The organism is Pseudomonas syringae, from assembly GCF_001698815.1.
Lineage (GTDB): Bacteria > Pseudomonadota > Gammaproteobacteria > Pseudomonadales > Pseudomonadaceae > Aquipseudomonas > Aquipseudomonas syringae_A.
The window spans coordinates 1-11,974 of the sequence record NZ_LGSI01000060.1 but is presented as its reverse complement, the minus strand read 5'-3'; the positions used below and the strand labels follow the sequence as shown (position 1 = coordinate 11,974).

Sequence of the window (11,974 nt, the reverse complement as noted above, 5' to 3'; positions counted from 1 at the left end):
TTGCCAAGGAGCGTTCATGCAAGGTCCGCTGTCGTCACTCAAAGTGCTGGATTTTTCAACCCTGCTGCCGGGCCCGTTCGCTTCGCTGTTGCTGGCTGACATGGGCGCCGAAGTGCTGCGCATTGAATCGCCAACCCGTCCCGATCTGTTGCGCCTCCTGCCGCCGCATGACCAAGGTACGGCCGCCAGCCACGCATATCTGAACCGCAACAAACGTAGCCTGGCGCTGGACTTGAAGCAGCCTGCCGCGCTGGAGGTGATCAAGCGTCTGGTGGTGGACTACGACATCGTCCTGGAACAATTCCGCCCCGGCGTGATGGATCGGTTGGGGATCGGTTACGAAGCCCTCAAGGCGCTCAACCCGCGCTTGATCTACGTCGCGATCACCGGTTATGGCCAGACAGGGCCGTACCGCGACAGGGCAGGGCATGACATCAATTACCTGGCGCTGGCCGGCGTTGCCAGTTACACCGGGCGACGTGAGAGCGGACCGGTGCCGCTGGGTATTCAGGCGGCAGACGTGGCGGGCGGTTCGCTGCATGGCGTGATCGGTCTGCTGGCCGCCGTGGTCGCGCGCCAGCAAACCGGGCTGGGGCAATACGTCGATGTGAGCATGACCGACTGCGCTTTCAGCCTTAACGCAATGGCCGGCGCGGGTTATCTGGCCTGTGGGGTTGAACCTGAACGGGAGAATCAACTGCTCAACGGTGGCAGCTTTTATGACTACTACCGCAGTCGCGACGGGCGCTGGTTTGCCGTGGGCAGCCTGGAACCGGCGTTCATGCAGGCTTTGTGCGCTGCGCTGGATAGGCCGGAGCTGGCGACGCAAGGCTTGTCTTCTTCGCCAGAGGTCCAGGCCGCGCTGAAAAACGAGCTGAGAATGGAGTTCGAAAAGCGCAGTTTCGCGGAGTTACAGGCAGGTTTTGCACAGATCGATGCCTGTGTCGAACCGGTGCTGAGCCTGTCCGAAGCGGTGCTGCATCCGCAATTGCAGGCGCGGGAGCTGGTCACCCAAGTGCCGAGAGAGGATGGCACTGCCCAGGCGCAAATCGCCTGTCCCTTGAAGTTCTCGGATGGACTGGCGGGACCCCGCCATATNTGGCGGGCCCCCGCCATATCGGCCCGCAGCTGGGGGCGCACAGTGAAGAGGTGTTGGTGGAGTTGGGGTTTTCTGCCGAGCAGATCAGGACAATGCGTGAAGATGGCAGTGTTCTTTAATGTGGGGACCCGTTGGAGCGAGGCTTGCCCGCGAAGGCCTCTTCGCGGGCAAGCCTCGCTCCAACAAAGCGTAGGCAGTGCTACTCCACCCGCGTCTCCCCACTGAACACCAGCGTCTGCCGACAACTCCGACATAGATAACGCCGACCTTTCCTGACCAGCTGGTGGCGCTGGGCGGAAAACGGGAAATCGCTGCCGGCGCAGGGGCAGCGGTAGATGTAGCGGGTTACGCTGCGGCGCTTGATGGCGTAGGTATGGCAGCGATTGGGCGGCAGTTCGTACACACCGCGCATGATCAGCTGCCATTCTTCGCCATGGGGCTGAATACGATCGCCAAACAGTTGATGGGCAATCAAATGCGCGACTTCGTGAGGCACGGTCTGGCGCAGGAAATCTTCGCTGTTCTCGCGGTACAGCTGCGGATTGAAACGCAGCAGGTTTTCGTGCAAATGCGCGACGCCAGCCTTCTGGCCGCGCAGCTTCAGGCTGACCACCGGGCGTTTGAAAGGGCGTTTGAAAAAAGCTTCGGCTTGTTGATAACAGACTTCGACACGGGTATTGAGTTGCTCGGCCATGCTTTCTCGATCTCCAGAGAAGCCAAGTATGCCGCAAAGCCGGGGCTAGCCGAAAACCTGAGCTGCCGAATGGTTGTGGATAGACGAATAGTCCTTCTTGAATACGCGAACTTTGTGGGAACGAGCTTGCTCGCGAAGCGGCCTGACACAGCGCCTCGCCAACAAGTTGGCTCCCACAATGTTTTCATTAGATCAATTGGTGTACTCCGGCCCTACGCCAATCCCCCACAGCACGACGGTAAAGGCCATGATCGCCACCAGCACCACCAATCCCACGGCCAGTACTGAGCTTGAGAACATGAAGCCTTCGTCAGCCGGTATGCCCATAAAGGTCGGCAGCCCGACGTACAGCAGGTAAACGGTGTAGCAAATGGCCGCCGTGCCGACCAGCATGCCCAGCCACATGTGTGGATACAGCGCAGCCAGCCCGCCGAGGAACAGCGGTGTTGCGGTGTAGGTCGCAAAAGCGATGCAGCGCGCCAGACTCGGCGTGGCGTCGTAGGTGCGGGCCATCCAGTGAATGAAACCGCCCATGACGGCGACTCCGGCGAGCATGGCGATGTACGACATGATCGTCATCCACAGCGCGCTTTCATGGGTAAGCATCACCGGTGCTCGATCACCAATCACCCAGCCGATCTGGGTCGTGCCGATATACGCCGAAACCGCGGGGATCGCGGCAAGGATCAGGGTGTGGGTGAGGTACATGTGGCCGATGCTTTCTTCCTCTTCGCCACGTATCTGTTGCCATTCTTGATCGGGATGCGTGAACAGTCCCCAGACGTGATGGATCATGCGTGTCACTCCTTCCGCTCGTGTATGCCGTGCCCAACAAGGGCGCCTGCGCGGGGCAAAGCCCTACAGGTACAGCTCCGCAGGTAAAAGGCCACAGCCTGAATGGATCAACGGATGCGACCTCTTCACGCAGTATAGGAAGCCGTGAACCCGGAAAACCGGGCTGCTTAGAGTGATTGGCAATGTCAGGCCCGCTGTTAATAGCCGATGAGTACCGAATTGCCCTTTGCCTGCTATCAGTCGTTAACTGCGAGCATTCTTTATGCCTGAATTCTTTATGCGTAAAATAGCCGCCTTTCCAGCCTCCCCCTTGTCACAGCAACCGGATATCAGCGCCATGGGCACCCTTTCAGTCAATCAGAACAAACTGCAGAAACGCCTGCGTCGCCAGGCCGGTGAAGCCGTGGCCGACTACAAGATGATTGAAGAGGGCGACAAAGTGATGGTCTGCCTGTCCGGCGGCAAGGACAGCTACACATTGCTCGATGTGCTGATGCACTTTCAGAAAGTCGCCCCGGTGCGCTTTGATATCGTCGCCGTGAACATGGACCAGAAGCAGCCGGGCTTTCCCGAGCATGTGCTGCCGACCTACCTGAAAACCCTGGGCGTCGAATATCACATCGTCGAAAAAGACACCTACTCGCTGGTCAAGGAACTGATCCCGGAAGGCAAGACCACCTGTTCGCTGTGCTCCCGCCTGCGTCGCGGCACGCTGTACACCTTCGCTGATGAAATTGGCGCGACCAAGATGGCCCTCGGTCACCATCGCGATGACATCGTCGAAACCTTCTTCCTCAACATGTTCTTCAACGGCACGCTCAAGGCCATGCCGCCGAAACTGCGCGCCGACGATGGCCGTAACGTGGTGATCCGCCCGCTGGCGTACTGCCATGAGAAAGACATCCAGGCCTATTCCGACCTCAAGAATTTCCCGATCATCCCGTGCAACCTCTGCGGCTCCCAGGAAAACCTCCAGCGCCAAGTGGTCAAGGACATGCTTCAGGACTGGGAACGCAAGACCCCCGGCCGCGTCGACAGCATCTTCCGCAGCCTGCAGAACGTCCAACCCTCACAACTGGCCGACCGCAACCTGTTTGACTTCAGCAACCTGCGCATCGACGAAACGGCGGCGTCGCGGTTTGTGAGCATCGTCAATATCTAGCTAAGCGAAGCGTGCCGTAGGACCGGCTTTAGCCGGGAGGGCAATTGAGCGGCTCGCGACTGAAGTCGCTCCTACAGTCGCTCCTACAGTCGCTCGTACGGCCGATTCGCGGCGCTTTTACAACCCCACCTCAGGCAGCACCGGCATATCGGCCATGGCCGTGGCCATCAAGCCTTCGACGTATTTGCGATCCGCATCCGGCAGGGCCAGGCGAGGTGGGCGGGTCAGGGCACTGCCGCGTTCCATGATGGCTTCGCACAGCTTGATGCACTGGACCAGATCCGGGCGGGCGTCCAGGTGCAGCAGCGGCATGAACCATTCGTACAGCGCCATGGCCTCGGCGAAACGCCCGGCTTTGGCCAGGCGGAACAGGGTTTCGCCTTCTTTCGGGAAGGCGTTGGACATGCCCGACACCCAGCCAACTGCGCCTACTGCAACGCTTTCCACCAGCACATCATCCAGGCCAGCGAACAGAATGAAGCGGTCGCCGACTTCGTTGCGCACGTCGATGAAGCGATTGGTGTTGCCCGACGAGTCCTTGAAACAGACGATGTTGTCGCAGTCGGCCAGGGAAATCAGGATGTCCGGCGTGACATCGTTCTTATAAATGGGCGGATTGTTGTAGACCATCATCGGCACATCGGTGGCGGCGGCCACGGTGCGAAAGTGCGCGGCGGTTTCGAACGGTTTGGACGAATACACCAGCGCCGGCATCAGCATGATCCCGTCGGCACCGGCCTTGGCGACTTGTCTGGCGACATCGCAGGCGTTGGCGCTGGTGAACTCGGCAATCCCGGAAATCACCGGCACACGCCCGGCCGATGCGTCCTTGGCGACTTCCACCAGACTGATTTTCTCGGCCACGCTCAGCGAGGTGTTTTCACCGACCGTGCCGCAGATGACCAGCCCCGAAACGCCATCGCGGACCAGGTTGGCAATGACCGTATGAGTAGCTTCCAGGTTGACGGAAAAGTCGGCGTTGAATTGAGTGGTGACGGCAGGGAAAACGCCGCTCCAGGATACGTGTTGGCTCATGAGTGACTCCGTTTTGGATGAATGGTATTTCGTATACGTTTAAGGTTAAGCAAATTTTGTCCGTTGGAGCGAGGCTTGCCCGCGAAGGCTTTGTGTCAAATCCGCAAAGACGTCGGTCTTTCCGACCGTTTCGCGGGCAAGCCTCGCTCCAACAGAGCATTCTTATTCAAAGCTGCAACCCCACCGGCCAGGTGTCCGACAACTGATAGCCCTCGGGCCAAGGGTCGCTCGGATCAAGCAAATGTTGATGGGTGCCGGTGATCCACGCCCGACCGGACAGCGCCGGCACAATCGCTGTGCGCCCGGCAACGTCGGTGAGGCTGTCGATGCGGCAGTTGAATTGCGAACCGATGATCGAACGTCCGACAAAGCGTTCGCCCACCGCCAGCTCGCCTTTGGCATGCAACACCGCCATGCGCGCCGAACAGCCGGTACCGCATGGCGAGCGGTCGATCTTGCCAGGGCGAATCACCACGGCGTTGGCGGCGGTGGCGACGCCTTGTTCGTAATGCAGCGGTGCGGCGATCTGGCAAAAGGAAATGTGTTTCCAGTCCGGATTCAACGGGTGCTCGAAGCCCAGTTGTTCGTTGGCGGCGAGGGTGATTTTCAGGCCGGTTTCCACCAGATCCTTCGCCTCGTCAGCGGTCAGGGCAAAACCCAGTCTGGTCGAGTCGACAATCGCGAAACTGTCGCCGCCATAGGCGGTGTCGACCTGGACCGAGCCGATACCCGGCACCTCGATCCAGACGCCGAGCTTGTCGGCGAACGACGGCAGGTTGCGCACTTCGACGCTTTGCACTTTGCCGTCCTTGCATTGCGCCACGGCTTCGATCAAGCCACCGGGCGCTTCCAACACCAGCCGGGTTTCCGGCTCGGTCATCGGCAGAATTCCGGTGTCCAGCAGCACCGTGGCGACGCACAGCGAATTGGAGCCGGACATCGGCGGCACGTCGGCGGGTTCCATGATGATCCAGCCCATCTGCGCCTTGGGATGCTTGGGCGGCACCAGCAGATTCACATGCCGGAACACGCCGCCACGCGGCTCGTTGAGCATGAAATTGCGCAGCACATTGTCGCGTTCGATCCAGCGCGACTGTTCCCAGATCGTCTCGCCGGGGGGTGGCGCAACGCCGCCGACAATCACATCGCCGACTTCACCTTCGGCGTGACAACTGACCACATGAATGACTTTCGATGAACGCATCAGGCGGGCCTCCTGCTAGTTGATGGACTTGAGGAAATCAGCGGTTTCCGGCCGCTGCGGGTTGCCGATGACCTGATCCGGCGTGCCGATTTCATGCACCAGGCCGTTGCGGAAAAACGCCACGCGATCCGACACGTCGCGGGCAAAACGGATTTCATGGGTCACCAGAATCATGGTCATGCCGTCTTCGGCAAGCATGCGCATGGTGTCCAGCACTTCGCCCACCAGTTGCGGGTCGAGGGCCGAAGTGGCTTCGTCGAACAGCATGTAATCCGGCGACATCGCCAGCGCGCGGGCAATGGCCATGCGCTGTTGCTGGCCACCGGACAGTTTGCCGGGGAACACTTTGAGCTTGTCCGCCAGCCCGACGTGGGTGAGTTGCCGGACCGCCAACTCCTCGGCTTCGGCCTTGCTTTTGCCCAGCACGGTACGCGGCGCCAGCATCACGTTTTCCAGCACGGTGAGGTGCGGGAAGGCGTTCCATTGCTGAAAGACGATGCCGATCTTCTGCCGCAATTTGTTGATGTCGGTGCCTTTGGCGTGAACCTCGGTGCCATCGACGCGAATGCTGCCGCTCTTGATCGATTCAAGGCCGTTGATGCACATCAGCAGGGTAGATTTGCCCGAGCCCGAGCCGCCGATGATCGACACCACTTCGCCTTTGTTGACGGTCAGGCTCACCCCCTTGATGACTTCAAGTTCGCCGAACGATTTGTGTACGTTGTCGATCTCAATCATTTTCCTGCCACCTTGCTTCCAGTCGGGCGCCGAGGCGGGCAACCACCAGGCTCATCACGTAATAAATCGCGCCGGCGATGCACAACACCAGCAGCGGCTCCTGAATCCGGGTAACGATGGTTTGCGAGGCGCGCAGCAACTCGACAATGCCGATCCACATCACCAGCGACGTGTCCTTCATGACGCCCAGCAGCAGGTTGACCCAGCCGGGAAACGCCACGCGCGTCGCCATGGGCAAAACGATCTGGCGCAAGTCCTGCCAGTAGGTCAAACCTAGCGAGCGGCTGGCGCGACGCACGCTCAACGGCACCGACAGCACGCCGCTGCGCACGACCTCGGTGCAATACGCGGTGACATACAAGCCGAGCACCACACAGGCCACGGCAAACGCCGACCAGTTCAGGCCGACGATGCTTTTCAGGGCATTGAACAGCACGAACTGAATCAGCAACGGCACGCTGCGAAACACGTCCAGCAGCCACGCCAGCGGGATCGTCGAACGAGGCAGCAGGGCTCGCAGGAAACCGCAGATCACCCCGGCGAGGGTGCCGATGGCCATCGACGCGAGGGTCAGCAGGATCGTCACTTTCGCGCCGTCCAGCAGGAACAGCATGTCGTTCCAGGTAAAGCTGCTAGTGAACATGTCGATCTCCCCTTAATACCGGAACAGCCGCCAGGACATCAGCCGTGCGAGGAACACGATGGCCTTGGCGATCAGGTAATAGAGCACCGCCGCGATGGCGAAGAATTCGAAGGTGCGGAACGTCATCACGTTGTAGTTCTGGGTGACGCCGGTCAGGTCATCGTTGAGCCCGACGATCACGCCCATGGATGTCATCAGCACTGCCCAGACCATTTGGTTGGTCAGCGGATAGAACACGATGCGCAGCAATTGCGGGATGACGATCAAGCGATAGGCTTGCGGCGCGCTCATGCCCAGCGACCGCGCAGCACGCAGTTGGGTGTCAGGCACCGCCTTGAGCCCGCCGCGAAAATTCTCGGCCAGATAGCCCGCGTTGTTGATGGTGATTCCCGCCAGCAACGCCGCCCAGGAACTGATATGCAGGCCGAACGAACCCAGGCCGAAATACAGGATGTACACCTGAAACAGCGACGGCGTGTTGCGCGCGATGGAAATCCAGGTGGCGGAAAAGCCCCGCAGCAGCGGATTCTTGCCCTGGCGCATGAAGGTCAGGCACAAGGCGATCAATACGCCGAGAATCATCGACAGGGCAGCGGTTTCGAACGTTACCCATGCGCCGCCGAGCATGTCCGGCAAAGCCTTGAAAGCCGCGCGCCAGTGGAAGTTGTAATCAAACATAAGCAAGCTCCGCTGGCGCTTCCGGTTGGGTGAGCCAGGTGGGCAAGTGACCGCTGGCCACGCCGCTGCACGCCGTCGCGACACATTCGGCAAGGCTGGCGAAATGCACTTTGCGGCCCACCAGACCCGGGGCGTAATGCGCGTATTTGCCGGAGTTGGTCATCAAGGTCCGCGCCGCGACCGGGACCACTGGTTCGCCAAGCATGCACCAGCAGGTATCGGTGACAAATTGCGCGCCGAAGGCTTCCAGCACGGCGATATCGCCCGCGCGCCGGGCTTTTTCAAGCACGTCGCGGCCACAGGTAATCACCAGCGGCACGTCCGGATGGCGCTGCTTGCCCGCGCAAAGTCGGGCCAGCGCGGAGAATTCGCTGACTGAAAAATGCGGATTGCCCAGGGAAATCAAATCGACTTGCGGGTCCGGCGCGCTGTCCAGTTCGCGCCAGCTATTCAGTAGCTGTGCGCGGGTGACGTGTTCCGTGCGTGTCGGCGCATGCCCGCCCATGGCCAGTTCGGCAGTGTTGGCTTCTGGCGTCACGCCCGCGATGTGGAACATGGGCGCTGCGGAGGTGGTAGCGAACGCGGCACCGAAAGCTTTCAGGTCATCCAGACTCGGCCGCGCCTGTTCCAGACCGCACACCAGCGGGATTTCGCTGCGGCACAACAGCCCGACGTGATAGCCCAGCAGCGGGTAGAAGCTGTCGTCCAGATCGGCCAGCGGCGGCAACTCGATGCGTACCCGAGCGTGGCGTTGCTCGGCCAGATGGCAGCCGGTCAACGGCGCGCGGCCGGTGAGGGCGATGCAGATGTCGAGGTAATCCGGGTATTTCAGGGTGTAAGCGCCGATCACGCTGTTGGCGTAGACCACCGCGTTGGATTCGGCCCAGACGATCTGTTCGCCGGCCTTGGGCGCGCTGTCGAGCAGGTACGGCGCGCAAGTAAAGCTCAGTGTCGCGCCCATGTTCAGGTAGGCATCGCCGAGTTGACTGGCGGGTTCGCCGAGCGCGCTGTCAATGCCCAGCTCCCGCCAGCGGCGCTTGTCGACGGAAATGGAATTCAGGGTGGTCGGTACGCGCACGTTGGCACCCCATTGCACCAGTTGTTGCGCAAAACGCAGGCTCGCCGGGCCGGTGTAAATGCAGCCGTCGATGTGTGCCTGAGTGATGTCCAGCAATTCGCGGGCGCCTTGCAGTTCGGCCATGCGCAAGATGATGCCCATCGCCACTTGCGCCGCTTTGCCATGCCTGCCGTCGAGAAAATGCTGGTCGGTTTCGCTCAGCTTCAGGCTTGGCTGCCAATGTATTTCGACAGGTGTTTGGGTTGATTCAAGCGCGACGGCTGGCTGCTCGATAAAACCGCTTAGCCGGTCTGCTTCGACCTGGACCCAGGACAGTTCGCGCAGTGCCGCGAACCCGTCGTGCCCGACGCTGATGAGCGGGATTGAGCGTTCGAACATCTGCTCGGCAATCACTACGCCCAGGGTCAGGATGTCGTCGACCTGTTCGAACACCAGAGCCGCTGGTGCATGGCCGTTGAGGATCAGCTCCAGCAACACGCTGCTGCCGGTGCAGGAGCCGCGACCGCTGGGAATCGCCAGAATGCGGCCGCTGATGATCTGCCCGCTCAGCGGGTGATGGCGGTCAATCACCTCACCACTGAACGGATCGACCCCGCCCCAAAAACTCAAGCCAACCTCGGCCCACAGCAACTTGCCCTGGGCTGAGCCGCTGACCAGACAGCGGGCGTTGAGTGAAACATCCGGCATGGGTTGGCTCCTGAAAAATACGGTTTCTGGTGGCGTGAGCGTGCTGCGTTCCGACCTGCCCGCGAATTGGCTGTAGGCGCGACCGTAGGAGCGACTTTAGTCGCGAGAGCCTCAATCGCCCTCCCGGCTAAAGCCGGTCCTACAGCAAGCCTCGAGGGGTTGCAGCAATCAGCGATAAACCCCCGGCACCGTCAAATCCACCGGCTTGCCGCCGACCCATTTTTCATACAGTTCAGCGTAGCGCCCGGTGCGCACTTGTTGGTTGACGAACAGGTTCAAATAGTTGATCAGGCCGTATTCATTGCGCTTGGCGGCCAGGGCCACGTAATCGATGACATATGGCGCGTTGCCCGCGACTTTCAGGCCTTTGTATTTGCCGGACTTGATGGTCGCGGCGGCCACCGTGTTGGTCACCACCGACGCATCGATATGGCCCTGGGCCACGGCGAGGATCGTGTCGTTCTGGGTCTGATAGGCGCGGAAGCTGCCGCTGCCCCATTTCTTCTGGTCTTTTTCCAGGGCGATGGCTTCAAAGGTGCCGCTGGTATTGCCGACGGGTTTGCCCTTGAGGTCTTCATAGCTGTTGATTGAGGTGTTCTCGCGGGTCAGCACCACCATGGAAAACGCGAAATACGGCACGCTCATCGCCACGGTCTTGGCCCGCTCCAAGGTGTCTGACGTCGACGCCACGATGATGTCGGCGCGGCCAGAGACCAGCGCCGGAATCCGGTCGGGGAATGGTGTCTCGACAATCTCGGCGGTCACGCCCAGTACTTTCGCCAGGTCGTTGCAGTAATCGACATCGAAGCCGACCGGGACATTCTTTTCATCGCGCAGGCCCATGGGCGGGAAGTCCAGCGTCACCGCACAGCGCAGCTTGCCGGAGTCGATGATGTCATCGAGCTTGTCGGCCTGGGCGGTACTGATCAGGGAAACACTCATTGCGGCAAAGAGGGCTGCAGCGACAGCTGGATTTTTCATAAACGCCTCGTGATGTGAGTGAAGAAATCAGGATAAGTAATTTCGTATACGATATTTGATATGCACAGGTTGTGCCTGTTTTAACAGATTGGCTATAAGCAGCGGTCTCAGCGGTTTACCGGGAAATTCGGCAGGACATGGCTGTTACATAAGGGAGCAAATAGTGGGCGGGGTGCTTCATTGGTGCACAGGTGGCGGGGCGTCCTCCTACCCCACATGCGACTCGCGGTATTGGCTCGGGGAAAATCCGGTCAGGGCGCGGAACTGACGGCTGAACGCGCTGTGGTCGGTGTAACCGCAGCGCAGGGCGATTTCGGTGATGGACATGTCTTGCAGCAACAGCCGCGAAGCCTCACCCAGACGTGCTTTGTGAATCATCTGCCGGGGCGTGAGCTGGAAGATGCGTTTGCATTGCCGCTCCAGTTGCGCGATGGACAGGCCAGCGATGGTCGTCAGTTCGGCAAGGGTGATGGGCCGGGCGAAATGCTCGCGAATATAGGCATCGACCGCGACCAGCTTGGGATAGGCCGGATGCGTCGATTGCGGGAGCTGCAAGTCACGGGATGTTCCCGCCAGGCCGATGATTGCCCCTGACTGATCTCTCAACGCCAGTTTGTGGGTCAGGCACCAGACCGGCTGGTTGCCATAATAAAGATGCAGTTCCAGTTGATCGGTCAGCTGCCTGCCATCGGCCAGCACGCGCCGGTCCTGCTCGGTGTACTGCGGGCCGAAGCGCGCGGGGAACACTTCTTCGGCGGTGCGCCCGACCAGATCACTCTTGTGCTTGAAGCCCAGGCGAAACGCCAGCGTGTGATTGACCAGTGCATACCGCGCCTGGGTGTCCTTGATGAAAAACACCACCCCCGGAATCGCATCCAGCAACGGCGCCACCAGTTCAAGACTGGCGAGCAGTTGTTCAAGATTGCGCGGCGCGGGGGTTTGGGTCAGGTCGAGCATTGAAGGTGTTCTGGATAGGGGGTGATGTGGATCATGCTGCAAGTCGAACGGTAAACACAGATCTTCTGTGGGAGCGAGTCCCCGAAGCGGACGTGCAAGCGCTGAGGATCTTCGTCACCAGACCCGATGCTTTCCCGGACAAGTCCGGTCCTACCGAGCCCTGCACAACCCGGCAGGAGGGGACTTGTCCGCGAAGCGAACGTGCAAGCGCTGAGGATCTTCG

General features: G+C 60.4%; 11 protein-coding genes and 1 pseudogene. 2 read left to right on the top strand and 10 right to left on the bottom strand.

Features of this window, described 5'->3' with window-relative positions:
- Positions 1-16: 16 nt before the first annotated feature.
- Positions 17-1,218, top strand: a pseudogene (locus AFK24_RS21115) (CaiB/BaiF CoA transferase family protein).
- Between the two features lie 80 nt (positions 1,219-1,298).
- Here AFK24_RS21115 and AFK24_RS21110 read toward each other — a convergent pair.
- On the bottom strand, positions 1,299-1,793 hold the full coding sequence (locus tag AFK24_RS21110; protein WP_065835079.1) for a SprT family zinc-dependent metalloprotease: 495 nt from the start codon (positions 1,791-1,793) through the stop codon (positions 1,299-1,301).
- Positions 1,794-1,985: 192 nt separating this feature from the next.
- Complete coding sequence (locus tag AFK24_RS21105; RefSeq protein ID WP_065835078.1) at positions 1,986-2,588, bottom strand: Yip1 family protein; 603 nt, start codon at positions 2,586-2,588, stop codon at positions 1,986-1,988.
- Between the two features lie 337 nt (positions 2,589-2,925).
- Between AFK24_RS21105 and ttcA the strand changes: the two genes are divergently transcribed.
- Entirely contained in the window at positions 2,926-3,750 is an 825-nt protein-coding gene (ttcA, locus tag AFK24_RS21100) for a tRNA 2-thiocytidine(32) synthetase TtcA (protein WP_065835077.1), read from the top strand.
- 117 nt (positions 3,751-3,867) lie between these two features.
- On the opposite strand, the gene AFK24_RS21095 is transcribed toward ttcA, so the two are convergent.
- The 8 genes from AFK24_RS21095 to AFK24_RS21060 all read right to left on the bottom strand — a co-directional run bounded on the left by AFK24_RS21095 (position 3,868) and on the right by AFK24_RS21060 (position 11,751).
- Entirely contained in the window at positions 3,868-4,785 is a 918-nt protein-coding gene (locus AFK24_RS21095) for a dihydrodipicolinate synthase family protein (protein ID WP_065835076.1), read from the bottom strand.
- Positions 4,786-4,951: 166 nt separating this feature from the next.
- Entirely contained in the window at positions 4,952-5,989 is a 1,038-nt protein-coding gene (locus AFK24_RS21090) for a trans-3-hydroxy-L-proline dehydratase (protein ID WP_065835075.1), read from the bottom strand.
- Positions 5,990-6,004: 15 nt separating this feature from the next.
- Complete coding sequence (locus AFK24_RS21085) at positions 6,005-6,727, bottom strand: amino acid ABC transporter ATP-binding protein (protein WP_020289096.1); 723 nt, start codon at positions 6,725-6,727, stop codon at positions 6,005-6,007.
- Complete coding sequence (locus AFK24_RS21080; protein WP_065835074.1) at positions 6,720-7,370, bottom strand: amino acid ABC transporter permease; 651 nt, start codon at positions 7,368-7,370, stop codon at positions 6,720-6,722. Before AFK24_RS21080 ends, AFK24_RS21085 begins: the two co-directional genes overlap by 8 nt.
- Before the next feature lie 12 nt (positions 7,371-7,382).
- The gene (locus tag AFK24_RS21075; RefSeq protein ID WP_065835073.1) at positions 7,383-8,048 is read right to left on the bottom strand and encodes an amino acid ABC transporter permease; all 666 of its coding nucleotides are present in this window, start codon (positions 8,046-8,048) and stop codon (positions 7,383-7,385) included.
- Positions 8,041-9,813, bottom strand: coding sequence for an aconitase X (locus AFK24_RS21070; RefSeq protein WP_065835072.1), 1,773 nt, complete (start codon positions 9,811-9,813; stop codon positions 8,041-8,043). The genes AFK24_RS21075 and AFK24_RS21070 overlap by 8 nt, the downstream gene beginning before the upstream one ends.
- Positions 9,814-9,981: 168 nt before the next feature.
- Entirely contained in the window at positions 9,982-10,794 is an 813-nt protein-coding gene (locus AFK24_RS21065) for a transporter substrate-binding domain-containing protein (RefSeq protein ID WP_065835071.1), read from the bottom strand.
- 207 nt (positions 10,795-11,001) lie between these two features.
- The gene (locus tag AFK24_RS21060; RefSeq protein WP_065835070.1) at positions 11,002-11,751 is read right to left on the bottom strand and encodes an AraC family transcriptional regulator; all 750 of its coding nucleotides are present in this window, start codon (positions 11,749-11,751) and stop codon (positions 11,002-11,004) included.
- Between the last annotated feature and the right edge of the window lie 223 nt (positions 11,752-11,974).

Excerpts from the sequence above, each read along its gene's own strand:
- AFK24_RS21110 (WP_065835079.1), bottom strand. The coding sequence starts at position 1,793 with ATGGCCGAGCAACTCAATACCCGTGTCGAAGTCTGTTATCAACAAGCC.
- AFK24_RS21105 (WP_065835078.1), bottom strand. The coding sequence starts at position 2,588 with ATGATCCATCACGTCTGGGGACTGTTCACGCATCCCGATCAAGAATGG.
- ttcA (WP_065835077.1), top strand. The coding sequence starts at position 2,926 with ATGGGCACCCTTTCAGTCAATCAGAACAAACTGCAGAAACGCCTGCGT.
- AFK24_RS21095 (WP_065835076.1), bottom strand. The coding sequence starts at position 4,785 with ATGAGCCAACACGTATCCTGGAGCGGCGTTTTCCCTGCCGTCACCACT.
- AFK24_RS21090 (WP_065835075.1), bottom strand. The coding sequence starts at position 5,989 with ATGCGTTCATCGAAAGTCATTCATGTGGTCAGTTGTCACGCCGAAGGT.
- AFK24_RS21085 (WP_020289096.1), bottom strand. The coding sequence starts at position 6,727 with ATGATTGAGATCGACAACGTACACAAATCGTTCGGCGAACTTGAAGTC.
- AFK24_RS21080 (WP_065835074.1), bottom strand. The coding sequence starts at position 7,370 with ATGTTCACTAGCAGCTTTACCTGGAACGACATGCTGTTCCTGCTGGAC.
- AFK24_RS21075 (WP_065835073.1), bottom strand. The coding sequence starts at position 8,048 with ATGTTTGATTACAACTTCCACTGGCGCGCGGCTTTCAAGGCTTTGCCG.
- AFK24_RS21070 (WP_065835072.1), bottom strand. The coding sequence starts at position 9,813 with ATGCCGGATGTTTCACTCAACGCCCGCTGTCTGGTCAGCGGCTCAGCC.
- AFK24_RS21065 (WP_065835071.1), bottom strand. The coding sequence starts at position 10,794 with ATGAAAAATCCAGCTGTCGCTGCAGCCCTCTTTGCCGCAATGAGTGTT.
- AFK24_RS21060 (WP_065835070.1), bottom strand. The coding sequence starts at position 11,751 with ATGCTCGACCTGACCCAAACCCCCGCGCCGCGCAATCTTGAACAACTG.